We start from the raw sequence: 20,724 nt of genomic DNA on the forward strand, positions 1-20,724 counted from the left end.
TTCCTAATCTTACCCAAAAAATCCCACTTTTAGCGCTATTTTTTAAGATAATCATTCCCATTCAATCGTTCCTGGTGGCTTAGAAGTAATATCATACACCACCCTATTGATACCATTCACTTCATTAGTGATACGATTAGAAACCTTTTCTAAAAAAGAATGCTCTAAAAATGAAAAACTCGCCGTCATGCCATCGCTCGCGTTTACCGCCCTTAAACAAATAGCGTTTTCATAAGTGCGATTATCCCCCATCACCCCCACAGAATTGACATTCAACAGCACGCAAAAAGCTTGCCAAACCTTGTCATACAAATTGGCTTTTTTAAGCTCCTCTATAAAAATAAAATCCGCTTCTTGCAAGCACTTGATCTTACTCTCGCTGACTTCGCCTAAAATCCTTACAGCAAGCCCAGGCCCTGGAAAGGGGTGGCGCATTAAAAAATCCTGGCTAACGCCCAATTCTTTACCCAATAAGCGCACCTCATCTTTAAACAATTCCCTTAAAGGCTCTATGAGTTTAAAGTCCATCCATTCAGGCAGTCCGCCCACATTATGGTGCGTTTTGATCACTTTTGAAGGCCCTTTAACGCTCACAGATTCAATCACATCAGGGTATAAAGTGCCTTGGGCTAAAAATTCAATTTTACCTTTTAAATGGTGCTTTTTGGCTTCTTTTTCAAACACTTCAATAAAGGTTTCACCGATGATTTTTCGCTTCAACTCAGGCTCGCTCACGCCCTTCAATTTAGACAAAAAGACTTCTTTAGCATCTATCGTGTTTAAAGGGATTTGCAAGTCTTTAAACATCGCTTGGACTTTTTCTTTTTCATTTTTACGCAACAAGCCATGATCCACAAAAACAGCGATCAAATTATCTTTAATAGCTTTGTGTAATAGCGTAGCGACCACCGTAGAATCCACGCCCCCACTCACCGCGCACAACACATTAGCGTCAGCGATTTTTTCTTTCAACCGCGCGATTTCTCTTTGAGCGAAATGCTGCATCCCCCAAGTTTTTTCACAGCCGCAAACCAAAAGGGCAAAATTTTCTAAAATCTTACCCCCCTCTTCGCTTTGAACGACTTCTGGGTGGAATTGCAAGCCAAAAATCTTGCCGTTTTCAATCGCGCAATGGGGGGAATTAGGGCTTTTTGCAAGGGTAGTAAAGCCTTTAGGCAATTCTATGACTTTATCCATATGGCTCATCCACACAAGGCTTTTAATCTTCACGCCTTCAAAAATCACAGAATTTTGAGCGATTTCTAAAACAGCCTTACCAAATTCTTGCTCATTCGCACCAACCACTACCCCCCCAAAAAAATCCACCAAATATTGCATGCCGTAGCAAATCCCTAAAATCGGCACATTCAAATCAAAGATTTTCTCGTTAGGCTTGTAAGCGTCTTTAGCGTACACGCTCGCTGGCCCCCCACTCAAAATCAAACCTTTAGGGGCTTTTTTTTGAATGTTTTCTACGCTTTCAAAAAAAGGGACTATTTCTGCATAAATCCCACTCTCTCTCAATCTTCTAGCAATCAGCTGTGTGTATTGACTCCCAAAATCTAATACTAAAATCATCGCTCATTCTTTATTTTTGTTTTTTTGTTTGTGTTTTATCATACTGGCTCTTATAATCCACTCTGTGGCTCTCAGCTAACTCAGGAGCTTTTTGCACAAACCAGCGTTCTAATTTTTCTAGTTCGTATCTGTAATTTCCACCTTTTGAGCAATATTGAGAATCAATCAGCGAAAACGCATAGAGCGTCTTGCTTTCTTTAGATTGGAATAAAAATTCCTTATGGAATAGCGCTTTTTTAGGCATGCCGCTCATCAGAGATTCAGGCAATAAAAAAGCGTCAAAACCACAAAGGACTTTTTTACTCAACTTGTTGCTTTTGGTGAAAACAAAAACGATCTCTTTTCTCATGTCTTGTTTAAAAGCTAATGAAAGCACATTCAAAAAGGGCAGAGCTAAACTTTTATCCACCCTAACCTTAAAAGCTTTAAAATCCCCTAATAAGACCCCCATAGACAAAACCAACCCCACGCAACATTTCAAACTCATTTGAAAAACGCTCATCTTTTATAATCCTTGACTTATCATCGGTTGCATAACTACAGGCTACATGACGCAAAGTATTATAATATAAAAATTGAGAATCACCCCACGCTTTGGCTTGGCTAGTAGTCAAGTCTTTAGTTATTAAGTCTTTATTGGGTAAAAACACTCTCATGCTAGTATTTTCACTCCTTTTAAGCCCCAATGATGCTTGGTGTTGAAATAGAATGATAGGGTTTGACTAATTCATACCTTCTAAGTCTTCTAATATTAACTAAGGCCGTATTGACTGAAATGGCTTGCGTCATGCTGCTTGTAGGGCGCGAAGAAGTGAGCGTATTCACATGCCCTGCATTGCATCGTGGGTTTCTAACCCTCTCATCTTCTGGGTCATACCACGCCCCTTTTTGGATACTCAAAACCCCTTGACGGATATTCTTAGTTACAAACGCCCCTGCTAACAACCTCCCCCTAGCGTTAAACACTTCTACAATTTCACCATGCCTAATGCCTAATTTATTAGCGTCTAGTTCGTTGATCATTACAGGCTCTCTGCCTTGAATCTTATACGCGTTCCTAACCCAAGTGTTATCAAGCTGTGAATTGACACGATATTTGGGGTGTGGGGAGATTAAATGGAACGGATAAATCTCAGCCATTTTAGAGCCTAGCCACTCTGCTGGCTCAAACCAAGTGGGATGCCCTTTAAAATCAGCCAGTTTAAAATCCGCGCATTTTTGAGAAAAAATTTGAATTTTCCCGCTCTCTGTATCTAGCTTATTGTTAATAGGGTCTTGCCTGAATTTCGCATGACGCACAAACTTTCTTGCGTTTTCAGGGATTTCAAACTCCACAAAGCCATCCCTCCAAAACTGATCAAACGATTTCAAAGTAGGGCCATCGCTTTTTTCATAAAGGCTCTTAATCCATTCCATGTAACTCTTAGATTCAGTGAATTTCTGCTCCGTTTCATTGCCCCCAATGCGTAAAGCAAGCTGCCTGAAAATCTCATAATCGTCTTTGGATTCATAAACAGGCTCTACCACCTTACGCATGGCATAAACCACATTCTTAGAATAACTCCCTCCAAAAGTAATATCATCTCTTTCCATAGTGCTAGTGGAAGCAAAGACAATATCAGCAAATTTTGCCGTAGGCGTCCACCAAGGCTCATGCACGATCACGCAATCTAAGGTCCTTAAAGCGCGAATCAGCTCGTTCGTATCAGCTTCATGCCCCAACAAATCCGCCCCGCAATTATAGATCATTTTGATTTTAGGTAATTGGAGTTTTTTGCCCATAAAATCAATTTCTTTATCCGGATTCAAAATCGCTTCAGAAATTCTAGATGCTGGAATAACGCTTTTTACAGAATTATGCCCTTGCGAAATCATAGGAACAATTCTTGCCCCAGAGCTCGCTTGAGCGTTTCCTCCATAATGCATAGAAAAGCCAAAGCCCCCACCCGATAAGCCCACTTGACCAATCATACTGGCCAAAACAATTAACGCCCAATCCGGTTGCTCGCCATACTGAACTCTTTGCATGGCCCAATTACCCGCTAAAAAAGTGCGATTAGAGACAAATAAATCCGCTAATTCTTTGATTTTTTCTGTGCTCACTCCAGTGATTTGAGACGCCCATTCTAAATTCTTAGGCGCATTATCGCTCTCTCCTAGCAAATAGGGTAAAAATTTATCAAAACCATCAGTGTATTTAGCGATAAACGCTTTATCATATTGATTGCTTGTATAAAGATAATGCATCATGCCTAACATTAACGCTACATCAGTGTTAGGGCGAATGGGTATCCATTCAGCGCTAAAGGCTTGAGCGGTTTCGGTATAAATGGGATCAATACTAATGAATTTAATACCGGCTCTTTTATACTTAGGGTAGTAGCTGTCATTGACATGGTTTGGCACAAAATAATCAATGCGGTTGCACTTGAATAAATCCGCCCCCCACATGACATACACCTTACAATTTTTAATCATCTCTTCATGCGTGGTTTGTTGCGAATAAACTTCCATATCCCCTACAATCATAGGGTTTATTCTTGCAGCCGCGCCATTGCCATATTCCCCATCAGTGCCAATAGCCCCCCCTAAAGTCGTGTTAAAAAAACGCCATGCTAAATGATGACAACGATGCAAGCTGCCCGCATGCCCCCAGCCACCATAACTGGCGTTATAGATGTTTTCTTTAGGGATTTCTTTAAGCTTTTTAGCCGCCAAATCCAACGCCACATCCCAACTCACGCGCACAAACTCTTCTCTCCCGCGCAATTCTTTGTGGTTTTTTTTGTTTTCTAAGAAGCTCTTACGCACGCAAGGATACTTCACCCTACTATCTGAATACACCCTATCAACCATCGCTTTTAACATCATGGTAGGGTTATAATCGCTCTTTTGGGGGATAATATCTTTAATCACTCCGTTTTGAACCTTTGCGATAAAGGGGCCAAAATGCGTTGCATGCGGAATGGATTCTACTTTTTCAAAAATACCAACAGCTTTTAAAACATTAGCACTAGCGAGCGCGATTGGGATTTTTGTTAGGATACTTCTGCGTGAAATGGACATGGTTCTCCTTCAAGCTTGCTTAAAATACCCCAAATTCTAACATATATTCACATAAATTACCGCTAATAAGCCCTCAAAGCCGGGTGTTAATTTAAAACTACTTTTTATTCACGCTGCTCATGTCAGCGACTTTCCCCCACATCAAGCGGTATTTCCTCTTCATAAATTCAATTTCTTCTCTCGCTTGATTGAGTTCGTCTCGCAAAAGATCAATGGTTTTTTTATCTTCTTCATAGACTTCTTGCATAGAGATTAAAGCGTCTTTTAAAAACATGTTTTCATTTTTAAAGGCTGAAATCGTTTCATCTTTAGCGCCAATGACTTTATCATGCAAATTCAAAATCGTGTTAATGGTCTTTTCCACAAACACAGGCTCTAAAGAACGCCCATTCATATCCATAGAAATCAAATTATTTTCTACCTTTTTGATTAGAGCGTTTGTCCCGCTGCTCGCATCAATTAAAAGCTTGTTGTGGCTTATTTTGCTTTTAATCTTACCAAGATTCACTAATTCCAAAATCCTTTCTTTAGGAAGCTCTGAAAGGCGGCTGAACTCTTCTAATTCAAGCCATGCTAAAGCGCTCAAATCCTCTAAAACCACCGGCTCTTTAGACTCTTGTTCTTTATCCTCTACCTCTCGCTCATTTTGTTGCACCGCTTGCGCTTTGTTCAAATCTAAAATATCCAAATTTTTCCTTAAAAATAGTTTTAGCTTAACGCAATTTTTTAACCGCTTTTTTCAAGCTGTCTAGCAAATAATCAATATCGTTTATGGAATGCGTGAAGTGTAAACTCACTCTAAGCCATCCGGGCTTAGCGTTAAAATCGCTTGACTTTTGAGCGTTAAGATTCAATAAATCATGCCCATAAGGCCCCGCGCAAGAGCAACCTGCCCGGGTTTCAATAGCGTATTCATAGCTTAAGATTCTCGCTAAATCATAGGGCGAAATCCCTCCAATATTAAAAGCCACTACCCCCACACGACTCGCTGTTAAATTCCCATAAATATTAATAGCGGGCAAGTCTTTTAAGCCATGCACAAGCACTCTTAAAAGGTTGTTTTCTTTCTTGTGGATAAAATCCAAACCGCATTCATCTCTCAATTGATACGCTAGAGCGCTCCTGTAAAATTGCAACAATCCTGGCGTGCCAAACTCTTCTCTCAAAGGCAATTCATCAATAAATTCATGCCGTGTGCGATTAGCGTATTTAATCACGCCCCCTGCACTAAAACTTGGGGCAATTTGCGTGTCAATCAAATCTTTAGCAATGCCTAAAAGACCGCACCCTCCAATACCCCCTAAAAGCTTATGAGGCGCATAAAAACCGGTTTGGTACTCGCAATCTTTAGGGTTAGCATGCGCGCTGAAATTCGCTAAATCCAAAGCCAAATCGGCCTTATATTTCTTACACAACAATGAAACTTCTTTTAAGGGCGTAAGAATTCCCGTTACATTAGAAGCCGCGCTCACAGAAACCAAACTATTGGGGGATTTTTTTAAAATTTGCTCTAAAATTTCTAAATCCAACAAACCATGTTCATTTAAAGGGATACGCACCACTTCACACAAGCCTTCACGCCAACTAATTTCATTAGAATGATGCTCATAAGGCCCTACAATCACACGCTTTAAAGCCATATCTTTCAAATACGGCTCTAAATTTTTCTTCGTTTTTGAAGGGATACACACCCCTAAAATTTCTTGAAATTTCTTAATCGCTGAGCTCGCCCCATACCCCGCGCTCAAGACGCAATGATCATCGCTCAAATTTAAAGAACGCTTCAACTTTTCTTGGCACTCTTTTAAAAGCATGCCCATTAAAATCGCATGTTTAGAAGCGACAGAATGAGCGTTCGCATAATAAGGCAGTAAGGATTTCACGCGCTTTTCCACTAAAGCGCTCGCCAAGCCTGAAGCCCCCCAGTCAAAATAAGACACCCCTTTTTTTAAAATAATGCTAGACTTAACTTGATCTAAAAGGTTCTCGTTAGGGTTGAGTAAGGGAGCAAAACTCCTGTTTAAAAACGCTCGCACGAAATACCACCAACGCTTTTAATGTTTATCCTCGCTTAAAATATGAAAATGCAAATGCATCACCTCTTGCCCCGCGTTTTTACCCACATTCGTTAAAAGCTTGTAACCCTTTTCTTTGATGCCTAATTTTTCCACCACTTCAAAAATAAAACTTGTCATTTGCGCCATAAGCTCTGGAGTGATGCCATTAAAATCCTGAATGCTTTGTTTAGGGATCACTAACGCATGCACTTTGGCTTTAGGGTTAATGTCATAAAAGGATAAAAAACGCTCGTTTTCTAAAATCTTAGAACAAGGGATTTCGCCTTGGATTATTTTTTCAAACACATTCATGCTCTTTTTGCTCCCTTTTAAGGTTTTTCTTTTATTAAAGTTGTATTATAGCTTTTTAAAAATAAAATATAAGGATCGTTATTGCACACCTTGATAGAGCGATTAGAAAAGGTTACTAATAGCAAAGAGTTAGAAGAAGCGCGTTTGAATGCTTTGGGTAAAAAGGGGGTTTTTGCGGATAAATTCAACCAACTCAAACATCTAAACGGCGAAGAAAAAAACGCCTTTGCTAAAGAAATCCACCATTATAAACAAGCGTTTGAAAAGGCCTTTGAATGGAAAAAAAAGGCTATTTTGGAGCTTGAATTAGAAGAACGCTTGAAAAAAGAAAAAATTGATGTGAGTTTGTTTAACGCTATCAAAACAAGTTCTTCTCACCCTTTGAATTATACTAAAAATAAAATCATTGAATTTTTTACCCCATTAGGATACAAGCTTGAAATCGGCTCTTTGGTGGAAGATGATTTCCATAATTTCAGCGCTTTAAACTTGCCCCCTTACCACCCTGCAAGAGACATGCAAGACACTTTCTATTTTAAAGATCACAAGCTTTTAAGGACCCACACTTCGCCCGTTCAAATCCACACCATGCAAGAACAAACCCCACCCATTAAGATGATCTGTTTAGGCGAAACCTTTAGGCGCGATTATGACTTGACCCACACACCCATGTTCCACCAAATTGAAGGGCTTGTCGTGGATCAAAAAGGGAATATCCGTTTCACACATTTAAAAGGTGTGATCGAAGACTTTTTGCATTATTTCTTTGGGGGCGTGAAATTAAGGTGGCGCTCTAGCTTTTTCCCTTTCACAGAGCCAAGCGCTGAAGTGGATATTAGTTGCGTGTTTTGCAAGCAAGAAGGCTGTAGGGTTTGCTCGCACACAGGCTGGCTAGAAGTGTTGGGTTGTGGCATGGTCAATAATGCAGTGTTTGAAGCCATAGGGTATGAGAATGTGAGCGGGTTTGCTTTTGGCATGGGGATTGAAAGATTAGCCATGCTGACTTGTCAAATCAATGATTTGCGCAGTTTCTTTGAAACTGATTTGAGGGTGTTGGAGAGCTTTTAATGAAACTGAGCGTCAATGATTTGAATGTTTTTGTCAATGCGCCTAAAGATATAGCCAAACTCTGTGAGGATTTGAGCCGCTTAGGCTTAGAAGTGGAAAGCTGTATCCCTTGTGTCGCTCCTAAAAATGTGGTTGTGGGTAAGGTTTTAGAAAAAGCCCCCCATAAAAACGCTGAAAAACTCAGCGTGTGTCAAGTGGATGTGGGCAAGGAAGTGTTGCCAATCGTGTGTGGGGCTAAAAATGTCGCGCCAAACCAATTCGTGCCAGTCGCTTTAAACGGGGCGCTAATCGGCTCAACCACAATCGCTAAAACCGAGCTTAGGGGGGTTGAAAGCCATGGCATGATTTGCTCTAGCAGCGAATTAGGCTTCCCTAAAATCAATGATGGCATCTTGGAATTAGATGAGAGCGTTGGGGAGTTGGTTTTGGGGAAGGAATTAAACGAATACGCCCCTTTCAACACGCATGTTTTAGAAATTTCATTGACCCCCAATCGTGGGGATTGCTTGAGCGTTTTAGGGATTGCCAGAGAGATTAGCACCTTTTATCACACGCCCTTAAAACCCATTAAAGCTTTAAATTTTACGCCAACAAGCGATTTGATCACGCTTAGTGTGGGTGAAAATATTGAATCGCATCTGGCTTATTATTTGATTTATAATCATTCTTTAAAAACCCCTTTAAATATCAAGCTTTCGCTCGCTCATAACAATACCTTGAGTGAGAACGATCTGAACAATTTCATAGAATTTAGCGCGCATTTTAGTGGGGTAATAATGAACGCTTATAGCCTAAATACAACCCCTGTTGATTTGAGCGTGAAAAACGATGAAAACAACCTTGAAAGCGTTTATATCAACCATCAAAAACGCTCCACCATCGCTATAAAACATCAAGATCAAAAAGATTTGAGCGAGTGTTTGCTTTTAGAGGCAAGTTATATTGATCCTGTAAGCCTGTCTTTAAAATTACACGCTCTAAAAGATAAAACGCTTCAAAAAGACAACGCCCTTATTTATAGGAGCGCTAGGGGGAGCAACCCTAATTTATCAGACGGCCTGAATTTTTTAAGTGCTCATTTGAAAGCCACGATTTTAGAAAGCAAGCAAACTAAGCATTCTTTAAAAGATCGTGCCCTTAAATTCCAACTTGAAGACATTACTGAAATTTTGGGGCTTGTTATAGAAGCAGAAAAAATTCAAGGCATTTTAAAAAATTTGGGTTTTAAAGTTAGCGCAAAAGAGCCAAACTCAAAACCCCAAATTTTAGAGGTTATCGTTCCCAATTTCAGGCATGACATTAAAACGATCCAAGATATTGCTGAAGAAATCTTGCGCTTTGTAGGGATTGATAATTTGATCTCAAAGCCCCTTGATAGCATCAGTAGCAAACATTCAAACCCCCATTATGACACGCACCGCTTTTTTGAAAACCTTAAACACAAGGCTCTCGCTTGCGGTTTTAAAGAAGTCATTCATTACGTGTTTTATTCTAAAGAAAAACAGCAAAAACTGGGCTTTGAAGTTTTAGAAGATCCCCTAGAATTGCAAAACCCTATCACAACGGAATTAAACACCCTGAGAACGAGCCTTGTTTGCGGGCTTTTAGACGCCAGCTTAAGGAATAAAAATTTAGGGTTTAAAAGCATCGCCCTTTATGAAAAAGGGAGCGTGTATAACTCTAAAAGAGAAGAGATTCAAAAACTAGGCTTTTTAATAAGCGGCTTACAAAAGAAAGAGAGCTACCCTTACGCTAAAGGCAAGGCGTGGGATTTCTACTCTTTTGCCGAATGCGTTTCAAAAGTTATAGGGGATTTTAGTTTGGAAAAACTAACCACTCAAACCCCCATTAACCACCCCTACCAGAGCGCTAAAATCATTCAAAACAATGAAATCATAGGCGTAATCGCTAAAATCCACCCTAAAGTGATCCAGGAATTGGATTTGTTTGAAAGCTATTACGCTGAGATAGACGCTTTTAAACTCAAACGCCATGCCATGCTGTTAAAACCCTTTAGCATTTACCCTAGCAGTGTGAGGGATTTGACTCTCATCATTGATGAAAATACCGCTTTTAGCAAGATTAAAAAAGCCTTAAAGGACGCTCAAATCCCTAACTTAAGCGAGATTCTACCCCTTGATGTTTTTAAAGAAAGCGATAATGCCATAGCCTTAAGCGTGCGTTGCGTGATCCATTCTTTAGAAAAAACCTTAAATGATGAAGAGGTCAATTCAGCCGTGCAAAAAGCGCTTGAAATTTTAGAAAAAGAATTTAACGCCCGCCTTAAGGGATAATATAAAGGATAATTGTGATAGAGCTTGACATTAACGCCAGCGATAAATCGCTCTCACACAGAGCCGTTATTTTTAGCTTGCTCGCTCAAAAGCCTTGTTTCGTGCGGAATTTTTTAATGGGAGAAGATTGTTTAAGCTCTTTAGAAATCGCTCAAAATTTAGGGGCTAAAGTGGAAAATACCGCCAAAAATTCTTTTAAAATCACACCCCCAAAGACTATAAAAGAGCCTAATAAGATTTTAAATTGCAACAATTCTGGCACTAGCATGCGTTTATACAGCGGGCTTTTAAGCGCTCAAAAAGGCCTTTTTGTTTTAAGCGGGGACAATTCCCTAAACTCACGCCCCATGAAAAGAATCATTGAACCTTTGAAAGCTTTTGGGGCAAGGATTTTAGGGAGGGAGGATAACCATTTCGCCCCCTTAGTGATCTTAGGGAGTCCGTTAAAAGCTTGCGATTATGAAAGCCCTATCGCTTCAGCTCAAGTCAAAAGCACTTTTATTTTAAGCGCCTTGCAAGCTCAAGGCACAAGCGCCTATAAAGAAAGCGAGATTAGCCGTAACCACACAGAAATCATGCTTAAAAGTTTGGGGGCTAACATTCACAATCAAGACGGCGTTTTAAAAATTTCACCCCTAGAAAAACCCCTAGAAGCCTTTGACTTTACCATAGCCAATGATCCGTCTAGTGCGTTTTTTTTCGCTCTCGCTTGCGCGATTACGCCAAAAAGCAGCCTTCTTTTAAAAAATGTCTTGCTCAACCCCACTCGCATAGAAGCTTTTGAAGTTTTGAAAAAAATGGGCGCTCATATAGAATATGTTATCCAATCCAAAGATTTAGAAGTTATTGGCGATATTTACATAGAACATGCCCCTTTAAAAGCGATCAATATTGATCAAAATATCGCTAGTCTTATTGATGAAATCCCCGCTTTAAGCATCGCTATGCTTTTTGCAAAAGGCAAAAGCATGGTTAAAAACGCTAAAGATTTACGAGCCAAAGAAAGCGATAGGATTAAAGCGGTTGTTTCTAATTTCAAAGCTTTAGGGATTGAATGCGAAGAATTTGAAGACGGGTTTTATATAGAGGGATTAGGAGATATAAGCCCATTAAAGCAGCGCTTTTCTAGGATTAAACCCCCTATTATCAAGAGTTTCAATGATCACAGGATTGCGATGAGTTTCGCTGTTTTAACTTTAGCGTTGCCTTTAGAAATTGATAATTTAGAATGCGCAAACATTTCTTTCCCGCAATTCAAACGCTTACTCAATCAATTCAAAAAAGGGAGTCTTAATGGAAATTAAAATGGCTAAGGATTATGGTTTTTGCTTTGGCGTCAAAAGAGCGATACAAATCGCTGAAAAAAATCAAAACAGCTTGATTTTTGGCTCGCTCATTCATAACGCTAAAGAAATCAATCGTTTGGAAAAAAACTTCAATGTGAAAATTGAAGAAGATCCTAAAAAAATCCCTAAAAACAAAAGCGTGATCATAAGAACCCATGGCATTCCTAAGCAGGATTTAGAATACTTGAAAAACAAGGGGGTCAAAATCACCGATGCGACTTGCCCGTATGTGATCAAGCCCCAACAAATTGTGGAGTCCATGAGCAAAGAAGGGTATCAAATCGTGCTTTTTGGGGATATTAACCACCCTGAAGTCAAGGGCGTGATAAGCTATGCCACTAACCAAGCTTTAGTCGTCAATTCGTTAGAAGAATTGCAAGAAAAAAAGCTCCAACGGAAAGTGGCTTTAGTCTCCCAAACCACCAAACAGACCCCCAAACTCTTGCAAATCGCTTCTTATTTAGTAGAAAGATGCACTGAAGTGCGTATTTTTAACACGATTTGTAACGCAACTTCTTACAACCAAAAAGCCGCTTTGGATTTGAGTAAGGAAGTGGATATTATGATAGTCGTGGGCGGTAAAACTTCTTCAAACACCAAACAGCTCTTAAGCATCGCCAAACAGCATTGCAAAGACAGTTATTTGGTAGAAGATGAAAACGAATTAGAGTTGGCGTGGTTTAAGGATAAAAGATTGTGCGGGATTACCGCTGGGGCTTCCACGCCGGATTGGATTATAGAAAATGTCAAGCAAAAAATCAGCACGATTTAACACATTTTGAAAATTTTCTTTAAAAAAACCGCTAATTGTTAGTTTTTAAACGATTTTGTAAGCCAAAAAAGGATACAATTCCCCTAAGGAATTTTATATTTATTTTATAGTAAGGCAGTCAATGAGCAAGATAGCAGACGATCAGTATTTTAATGACGAGGAGGAAGACTTCGCAAAACTCTTAGAAAAAGAAGAAACTCTAGAAAAAGGCACTATCAAAGAAGGGTTAATCGTTTCCATCAATGAGAATGATGGGTATGCCATGGTGAGCGTGGGCGGTAAGACAGAAGGTCGTTTGGCTTTGAATGAGATCACCGATGAAAAGGGGCAATTGATGTATCAAAAAAATGACCCCATTGTCGTGCATGTGTCCGAAAAAGGCGAACACCCTAGCGTTTCCTACAAAAAGGCCATCTCCCAACAAAAGATTCAAGCTAAAATTGAAGAATTGGGCGAAAACTATGAAAACGCCATTATTGAGGGCAAGATTATAGGCAAGAATAAAGGGGGCTATATCGTGGAGTCTCAAGGCGTGGAGTATTTTCTCTCCCGCTCGCACTCTTCTTTAAAGAATGACGCAAACCACATCGGCAAACGCATTAAAGCGTGTATCATTCGTGTGGATAAGGAAAACCACTCTATCAATATTTCTCGCAAACGATTCTTTGAAGTCAATGACAAACGGCAGCTTGAGGTTTCTAAAGAATTGTTAGAAGCTACAGAGCCGGTGTTAGGGGTCGTAAGGCAGATCACCCCTTTTGGTATTTTTGTAGAAGCTAAGGGGATTGAGGGCTTGGTTCATTATTCTGAAATCAGCCATAAAGGGCCAGTCAACCCTGAGAAATACTACAAAGAAGGCGATGAAGTCTATGTCAAAGCTATCACTTATGATGAAGAAAAAAGACGCCTTTCACTCTCCATAAAAGCGACCATAGAAGACCCATGGGAAGAGATCCAAGACAAACTAAAACCCGGATACGCCATTAAAGTGGTGGTGAGCAATATTGAACATTACGGGGTGTTTGTGGATATTGGTAATGATATTGAAGGCTTTTTGCATGTTTCTGAAATCTCTTGGGATAAAAATGTCAGCCACCCTAGCCATTACTTGAGCGTGGGGCAAGAGATCGATGTGAAAATTATTGACATTGATCCTAAAAACCGCCGCTTAAGGGTTTCTTTAAAACAACTCACTAACAGGCCTTTTGATGTTTTTGAATCTAAACACCAAGTGGGGGATATTGTAGAGGGCAAAGTGGCGACTTTAACGGATTTTGGGGCGTTTTTGAATCTGGGTGGGGTGGATGGTTTGCTCCACAATCACGATGCTTTTTGGGATAAAGATAAAAAGTGCAAAGACCACTATAAAATTGGCGATGTGATCAAAGTGAAAATCCTTAAAATCAACAAAAAAGATAAAAAGATTTCTTTGAGCGCGAAGCACTTGGTGACTTCCCCTACAGAAGAATTCGCTCAAAAGCATAAAACAGATAGCGTGATTCAAGGCAAAGTGGTGAGTATTAAGGATTTTGGCGTTTTCATTAATGCTGATGGCATTGATGTGCTGATCAAAAATGAAGATTTGAACCCCTTGAAAAAAGATGAAATCAAAATAGGGCAAGAAATCACATGCGTGGTGGTTGCGATTGAAAAATCTAACAACAAGGTGCGCGCTTCTGTGCATAGGTTAGAGCGCAAAAAAGAAAAAGAAGAATTGCAAGCTTTTAACACGAGCGATGATAAAATGACTTTAGGGGATATTCTTAAAGAAAAACTCTAAAGAGCGATTTTAAAAACATGAGAATGGCATGAGATTTAAGAGTGTTGTTGCTTTTATTTCCCTAGCTGTCGCTCTTGGCGTTTTAGCCTATTTGTTTTTAAGCGTTAAAAAAGAAATGCCCGCTACTTCTCATGCGATCTCTCAAACACATGCAATCTCTCAAGCCAATGAAAGCCCCTCTCAAACCAATGAAAAAAGCCATGAAATCAACCTAGAAGAAAGCCCTAATAATCCTAATACCCCTAACGATGAAAAAGCCTCCCATAACGAAGAAGATCATAATAACACCCTTTCTCAAAACCTTGATGCACAAGAATCTATCAATTACCCCGTTGTGGAACATTATTTTGAAATCCCTTTTGAAGAAAAAAAAAGGGAATATTCAAAGCTTATCATTAAGGATTTAAAGGACTATCAATGGTGGTGTTTAAAAGAAATCCTCAAAAAAGAACAAATTGATTACGCTTACGATAACACCAAAAACCAATCCAATCTCATCATCTATTTAGACAAAAACAAAAAAGAACGCTTTTTAGCTGATTTAGACTATTATAAAATACGCTATCATGCTGTTTTTTAAATTCAAAGGATAAAAATGTATCAAGTAGCCATTTGCGACCCCATCCATGCTAAAGGCATTCAAATTTTAGAAGCCCAAAAAGACATTATCTTGCATGATTATTCCAAATGCCCCAAAAAGGAGCTTTTAGAAAAACTCACTCCCATGGATGCGCTCATCACTCGCAGCATGACCCCTATCACAAGCGATTTTTTAAAGCCCTTAACCCACTTAAAATCCATTGTGAGAGCGGGCGTGGGAGTGGATAATATTGATTTAGAAAGTTGCTCTCAAAAAGGCATTGTAGTGATGAATATCCCTACCGCTAACACGATTGCCGCTGTGGAATTGACCATGGCGCATTTGATTAATGCAGTGCGCTCATTCCCTTGCGCGAACGATCAAATCAAACACCAAAGGTTATGGAAAAGAGAAGATTGGTATGGCACGGAATTGAAAAATAAAAAGCTAGGCATCATCGGTTTTGGGAATATTGGCTCTAGGGTGGGCATTAGGGCTAAAGCTTTTGAAATGGAAGTTTTAGCCTATGATCCTTATATCCCTTCTTCAAAAGCCACTGATTTAGGGGTCATTTACACAAAGAATTTTGAAGACATTTTACAATGCGATATGATCACTATCCACACCCCTAAAAGTAAAGAGACCATTAACATGATAGGCGCTAAAGAGATTGAACGCATGAAAAAAGGGGTTATTTTGATCAATTGCGCTAGAGGGGGGCTTTATAATGAAGACGCCCTTTATGAAGCTTTAGAAACCAAAAAAGTGCGTTGGCTTGGCATTGATGTCTTTTCTAAAGAGCCTGGCATTCATAATAAGCTTTTAGACTTGCCTAATGTGTATGCGACCCCCCATATTGGCGCGAACACTTTAGAATCCCAAGAAGAAATTTCCAAACAAGCCGCTCAAGGGGTTATGGAATCTTTAAGGGGTTCAAGCCACCCGCATGCTCTAAATCTACCCATGCAAGCTTTTGATGCAAGCGCTAAAGCCTACTTGAATTTAGCGCAAAAATTGGGTTATTTTTCCAGTCAAATCCATAAGGGCGTGTGCCAAAAAATTGAGCTCAGTCTTTGTGGGGAGATCAACCAATTCAAAGACGCCCTTGTCGCTTTTACGCTAGTGGGGGTGTTAAAACCCGTTGTAGGGGATAAAATCAATTACATTAACGCTCCCTTTGTGGCTAAAGAAAGAGGCATTGAGATTAAGGTTAGCCTTAAAGAAAGCGCTTCGCCCTATAAAAACATGCTCTCTTTAACTTTAAATGCGGCTAATGGCGCGATCAGCGTGAGCGGCACGGTGTTTGAAGAAGATATTTTAAAACTCACTGAGATCGATGGGTTTCATATTGATATAGAGCCAAAGGGTAAAATGCTTTTATTCAGGAATACGGATATTCCAGGCGTTATTGGGAGCGTGGGGAATGCGTTCGCTAGGCATGGCATTAATATCGCTGATTTTCGTTTGGGACGCAACACGCAAAAAGAAGCCCTAGCGCTCATCATTGTAGATGAAGAAGTTTCTTTGGAAGTTTTAGAAGAGCTTAAAAACATTCCTGCATGCTTAAGCGTTCATTATGTGGTTATTTAAGGTAGTTGGATGCGAGAATTTTTAAAGCTTTTAAAAAAACATAATGAATTAGAAATCATTGACACCCCCCTTGAAGTGGATTTAGAAATCGCTCATCTAGCCTATATAGAAGCAAAAAAACCTAATGGAGGCAAAGCCCTTTTATTCACACAACCCATAAGAAAAGAGCATGACCAGATCAAAACCTTTGGCATGCCGGTTTTGATGAACGCTTTTGGCTCTTTCAAACGCTTGGATCTTTTATTAAAAACCCCTATAGAAAGTCTGCAACAACGCATGCAAGCGTTCTTGCGCTTTGACACCCCTAAAAACTTCACTGAGAGTTTGAAAGTTTTAAAAGATTTATGGGATTTAAGACACGTTTTCCCTAAAAAAACCGCTCGCCCTAAAGACCTCATCACCAAGCAAGATAAAGAAGTCAATTTGTGGGATCTACCCGTTTTAAAAACTTGGGAAAAAGATGGCGGGGCTTTCATCACTATGGGGCAAGTCTATACCCAAAGCCTAGATCATAAAAAAAAGAATTTAGGCATGTATCGTTTGCAAGTTTATGATAAAAACCATTTAGGCTTGCATTGGCAAATCCATAAAGACTCCCAGCTCTTTTTCCACGAATACGCTAAGGCTAAAGTCAAAATGCCTGTCAGCATCGCTATTGGTGGGGATTTGCTCTACACATGGTGCGCGACAGCCCCCTTACCTTATGGCATTTATGAACTCATGCTCTATGGGTTTATTAGGGAGAAAAAAGCGCGCGTAATGCCATGCCTAAGCAACTCTTTAAGCGTGCCAAGCGATTGCGATATTGTGATAGAAGGGTTTGTGGATTGCGAGAAATTAGAGCTTGAAGGACCTTTTGGGGATCACACTGGCTATTACACCCCTATTGAGCCTTACCCTGTTTTAGAAGTCAAAACCATTAGCTATAAAAAAGATTCCATTTACTTAGCCACTGTGGTGGGTAAGCCTCCTTTAGAAGACAAATACATGGGGTATTTGACCGAACGCCTGTTTTTGCCCTTGCTTCAAACGCACGCCCCCAATCTCATAGATTATTACATGCCAGAAAATGGGGTGTTTCATAATTTGATTTTAGCCAAAATACACACGCGCTATAACGCTCATGCCAAGCAAGTCATGCATGCTTTTTGGGGCGTGGGGCAGATGAGTTTTGTCAAGCATGCGATTTTTGTCAATGAAGACGCTCCTAATCTAAGGGACACCAACGCTATCATTGAATACATATTAGAAAATTTTTCTAAAGAAAACGCGCTCATCTCTCAAGGCGTGTGCGACGCGCTAGATCATGCAAGCCCTGAATACGCTATGGGGGGGAAACTCGGTATTGATGCGACCTCTAAAAGCAATACCCCCTACCCCACGCTTTTAAACGATAACGCCCTACTAGCGCTTTTACAAGATAAAATGCAAAATATCGTTCTTTTGAAGCAATATTACCCACACACTCGTAACCCCATTTGCGTCATTAGCGTGGAAAAGAAAGATAAAAGCGTCATTGAATTGGCTAAAAACTTGCTCGGTTTTGAAGAGCATTTGCGCATCGTCATCTTTGTAGAGCATGTCAGCAACGATTTAAACAACCCTTACATGCTGTTATGGCGCATCGTTAATAATATTGACGCCAGGCGTGATATTCTCACCTCTAAACATTGTTTTTTTATAGACGCTACCAATAAGGGCGTTATGGATAAACATTTTAGAGAATGGCCCACCGAAACCAATTGCTCCATGGAAGTCATAGAAAATTTGAAAAAGAAAGGGCTTTTAAAAGATTTTGAAACTTTAAATCAAAAATTCCATCTCACGCATTCTTTCAGCACGCACAAAGAAGATCTATAAAGAATAGCCATAAAGAAGGATTATGTTAGATTATCGCCAAAAAATTGATGCTCTCATCACCAAAATAGAAAAGGCTCGCACCGCCTATTCAAGACATCATATTGTCAAAATCGTGGCTATTTCAAAAAACGCTTCCCCAGAAGCTATCCAACATTACTACAACTGCTCTCAAAGGGCTTTTGGAGAAAATAAAGTTCAAGATTTAAAAACTAAAATGCATTCTTTAGAGCATTTGCCCCTTGAATGGCACATGATAGGCTCTTTACAAGAAAATAAAATCAATGCGCTTTTGAGTTTAAAACCCGCCCTTTTGCATTCTTTAGACTCTTTAAAACTCGCCCTAAAAATAGAAAAGCGTTGCGAAATATTGGGCGTCAATTTAAACGCTCTTTTACAGGTTAATAGCGCGTATGAGAAAAGTAAAAGCGGGGTGGTGCCTGAAGAAGCGCTAGAAATTTATTCTCAAATCAGTGAAACTTGCAAGCGCCTCAAGCTTAAGGGGCTGATGTGTATAGGCGCTCATGCTGATGATGAAAAGAAAATTGAAAAATCCTTTATCACCACCAAAAAGCTTTTTGACCAAATAAAGAATGCGAGCGTTCTTTCAATGGGCATGAGTTGTGATTTTGAATTAGCGATTGCTTGCGGGGCGAATCTTTTAAGGATTGGTTCTTTTTTGTTCAAAGAGTAAGATGCTAGAAACTTATGCGCTTAAAAATGGGGCTGTTTTTATCTCTGATGCGCATTTTTTGCCTAAAAGCTCTCATTTAATCCATACGCTTAAAGAACTTTTAAGCGCCAAACCTCCACAAGTCTTTTTCATGGGCGATATTTTCCATGTTCTTGTGGGCTATTTACCCCTAGATAAAGAGCAGCAAAAAATCATTGATTTAATCCATGCGTTAAGCGAAATTTCACAAGTCTTTTATTTTGAAGGCAACCATGATTTTTCCATGCGTTTGGTGTTGAGTTCTAAAGTGGTTGTTTTTGAGCGCCAAAACCAACCCGTATTATTCCAGTATGATAACAAACGCTTTTTGCTAGCCCATGGGGATTTATTCACCACTAAAGCGTATGAATTTTACATCACGCAGCTCACTTCCACTTGGGCGAGATTTTTTCTAACTTTTTTAAATTTTGCGAGTTTTAAAACCTTATACCCTTTTTTGAAAAAACGCATCTATCAAAAACCCATCCGCCTTTGGGAATTAGAGCCAAAAGAATTAAAAGCCTTTATTGAAAAGCGCCTAAAAGCCTATCAAAACTACATTAAAGATCTTAACATTGACAGCATTGACGGCATTATAGAGGGGCATTTTCACCTCAAAAGCGGCGCAAAAATCCCCTTAAGCGTGCCTATTTACTGCCCACTGCCTTCCTTTTATTACGAACAAAGCCTTTTTAAGGTATCATCAAGCCTTTTAGAACCATCTCAAGATAAGGACGCCTAAATCATGGCAGAAAAAACAGCTAACGATTTAAAATTGAGTGAGATAGAACTCGTGGATTTTCGTATTTATGGCATGCAAGAGGGCGTCCCTTATGAGGGGATTTATGGCATTAATGTGGCTAAAGTCCAAGAAATCATCCCCATGCCTACCATTTTTGAATACCCCACGAATCTAGATTACATTATCGGCGTGTTTGATTTGCGTTCCACGATCATTCCGCTTATTGATTTGGCTAAATGGATAGGGATTGTCCCGGATAAAAGCAAGGAAAATGAAAGAATCGTCATCATCACTGAATTTAACAACATTAAAATGGGCTTTTTAGTCCATTCAGCCAGGCGTATCAGGCGCATTAGCTGGAAAGATGTGGAGCCTGCGTCCTTTAGCGCATCCAATAGCATCAACAGAGAAAATATCACCGGCACCACGCGCATTGAAAACGATCAAACCCTACTCATTTTGGATTTAGAAAGCATTTTAGACGATTTAAAGCTTAATGAAGACGCTAAAAACACTAAAGATACTCCTAAACAGCATTTTGAAGGCGAAGTATTGTTTTTAGACGATAGCAAGACCGCAAGAAAAACCTTAAAAAACCATTTGAGTAAATTGGGTTTTAGCATCACTGAAGCTGTGGATGGGGAAGACGGGTTGAACAAATTAGAAATGTTATTCAAAAAATACGGGGACGATTTGAGAAAACATTTGAAATTCATTATTTCAGATGTTGAAATGCCTAAAATGGATGGCTATCATTTTTTATTCAAGCTCCAAAAAGACCCTAGGTTTGCTTATATTCCTGTGATTTTTAATTCTTCTATTTGCGATAATTATAGCGCTGAAAGGGCTAAAGAAATGGGGGCTGTAGCGTATTTAGTCAAGTTTGACGCAGAGAAATTCACCGAAGAAATTTCTAAGATTTTAGACAAGAATGCGTAATTCTTTTTATAAAATTGTAAAATACTCTTAT

Annotated in this window: 17 protein-coding genes; 11 read left to right on the plus strand and 6 right to left on the minus strand. The window is 39.6% G+C overall.

Going from position 1 to position 20,724, the window contains the following annotated elements:
* Nucleotides 1-51: 51 nt before the first annotated feature.
* The 6 genes from guaA to EWZ81_RS03180 all read right to left on the minus strand — a co-directional run bounded on the left by guaA (nt 52) and on the right by EWZ81_RS03180 (nt 7,013).
* Nucleotides 52-1,578 carry a glutamine-hydrolyzing GMP synthase gene (gene guaA, locus EWZ81_RS03155; protein ID WP_165548990.1) on the minus strand — a complete coding sequence of 509 codons (1,527 nt, stop codon included), beginning with the start codon at nt 1,576-1,578 and terminating at the stop codon, nt 52-54.
* A 10-nt stretch (nt 1,579-1,588) separates the two neighbouring features.
* On the minus strand, nt 1,589-2,080 hold the full coding sequence (locus EWZ81_RS03160; protein ID WP_165548991.1) for a hypothetical protein: 492 nt from the start codon (nt 2,078-2,080) through the stop codon (nt 1,589-1,591).
* 173 nt (nt 2,081-2,253) lie between these two features.
* Nucleotides 2,254-4,644 (minus strand): molybdopterin guanine dinucleotide-containing S/N-oxide reductase, encoded by a 2,391-nt coding sequence (locus EWZ81_RS03165; protein WP_165548992.1) that lies wholly within the window; start codon nt 4,642-4,644, stop codon nt 2,254-2,256.
* Between the two features lie 97 nt (nt 4,645-4,741).
* A complete protein-coding gene (locus tag EWZ81_RS03170; RefSeq protein ID WP_165548993.1) occupies nt 4,742-5,332 on the minus strand; it encodes a DUF3972 domain-containing protein in 591 nt (196 codons plus the stop codon).
* 25 nt (nt 5,333-5,357) lie between these two features.
* Nucleotides 5,358-6,680, minus strand: coding sequence for an aminotransferase class V-fold PLP-dependent enzyme (locus EWZ81_RS03175; RefSeq protein WP_165548994.1), 1,323 nt, complete (start codon nt 6,678-6,680; stop codon nt 5,358-5,360).
* 18 nt (nt 6,681-6,698) lie between these two features.
* Complete coding sequence (locus EWZ81_RS03180) at nt 6,699-7,013, minus strand: histidine triad nucleotide-binding protein (RefSeq protein WP_001100347.1); 315 nt, start codon at nt 7,011-7,013, stop codon at nt 6,699-6,701.
* Nucleotides 7,014-7,094: 81 nt separating this feature from the next.
* Between EWZ81_RS03180 and pheS the strand changes: the two genes are divergently transcribed.
* From pheS to cheV3, 11 genes are all read left to right on the plus strand, one after another.
* On the plus strand, nt 7,095-8,081 hold the full coding sequence (gene pheS / locus EWZ81_RS03185; protein WP_000557024.1) for a phenylalanine--tRNA ligase subunit alpha: 987 nt from the start codon (nt 7,095-7,097) through the stop codon (nt 8,079-8,081).
* The gene (gene pheT / locus EWZ81_RS03190; protein ID WP_165548995.1) at nt 8,081-10,375 is read left to right on the plus strand and encodes a phenylalanine--tRNA ligase subunit beta; all 2,295 of its coding nucleotides are present in this window, start codon (nt 8,081-8,083) and stop codon (nt 10,373-10,375) included. The genes pheS and pheT overlap by 1 nt, the downstream gene beginning before the upstream one ends.
* A gap of 14 nt (nt 10,376-10,389) precedes the next feature.
* Nucleotides 10,390-11,679: a 3-phosphoshikimate 1-carboxyvinyltransferase gene (aroA, locus tag EWZ81_RS03195; protein WP_165548996.1), complete on the plus strand. Its 1,290-nt coding sequence runs from the start codon at nt 10,390-10,392 to the stop codon at nt 11,677-11,679.
* Nucleotides 11,669-12,493 (plus strand): 4-hydroxy-3-methylbut-2-enyl diphosphate reductase, encoded by an 825-nt coding sequence (locus tag EWZ81_RS03200; RefSeq protein ID WP_000403576.1) that lies wholly within the window; start codon nt 11,669-11,671, stop codon nt 12,491-12,493. Before aroA ends, EWZ81_RS03200 begins: the two co-directional genes overlap by 11 nt.
* 121 nt (nt 12,494-12,614) lie before the next feature.
* Nucleotides 12,615-14,273: a 30S ribosomal protein S1 gene (locus tag EWZ81_RS03205; RefSeq protein WP_165548997.1), complete on the plus strand. Its 1,659-nt coding sequence runs from the start codon at nt 12,615-12,617 to the stop codon at nt 14,271-14,273.
* 28 nt (nt 14,274-14,301) lie between these two features.
* Entirely contained in the window at nt 14,302-14,853 is a 552-nt protein-coding gene (locus tag EWZ81_RS03210; protein WP_165548998.1) for a hypothetical protein, read from the plus strand.
* 15 nt (nt 14,854-14,868) lie between these two features.
* Nucleotides 14,869-16,443 (plus strand): phosphoglycerate dehydrogenase, encoded by a 1,575-nt coding sequence (gene serA, locus EWZ81_RS03215; RefSeq protein WP_165548999.1) that lies wholly within the window; start codon nt 14,869-14,871, stop codon nt 16,441-16,443.
* A gap of 9 nt (nt 16,444-16,452) precedes the next feature.
* A complete protein-coding gene (locus EWZ81_RS03220; RefSeq protein WP_165549000.1) occupies nt 16,453-18,303 on the plus strand; it encodes a menaquinone biosynthesis decarboxylase in 1,851 nt (616 codons plus the stop codon).
* A 22-nt stretch (nt 18,304-18,325) separates the two neighbouring features.
* Nucleotides 18,326-18,994, plus strand: coding sequence for a YggS family pyridoxal phosphate-dependent enzyme (locus tag EWZ81_RS03225; RefSeq protein WP_165549001.1), 669 nt, complete (start codon nt 18,326-18,328; stop codon nt 18,992-18,994).
* 1 nt (nt 18,995) lies between these two features.
* A complete protein-coding gene (locus tag EWZ81_RS03230; RefSeq protein ID WP_165549002.1) occupies nt 18,996-19,754 on the plus strand; it encodes a UDP-2,3-diacylglucosamine diphosphatase in 759 nt (252 codons plus the stop codon).
* 3 nt (nt 19,755-19,757) lie between these two features.
* Nucleotides 19,758-20,693, plus strand: a complete 936-nt coding sequence (gene cheV3 / locus EWZ81_RS03235; protein WP_165549003.1) for a chemotaxis protein CheV3 — start codon at nt 19,758-19,760, stop codon at nt 20,691-20,693.
* Nucleotides 20,694-20,724: the final 31 nt, after the last annotated feature.

The sequence above is a fragment of the Helicobacter pylori genome (assembly GCF_011140715.1).
GTDB classification, from domain to species: Bacteria; Campylobacterota; Campylobacteria; order Campylobacterales; family Helicobacteraceae; genus Helicobacter; species Helicobacter pylori_DA.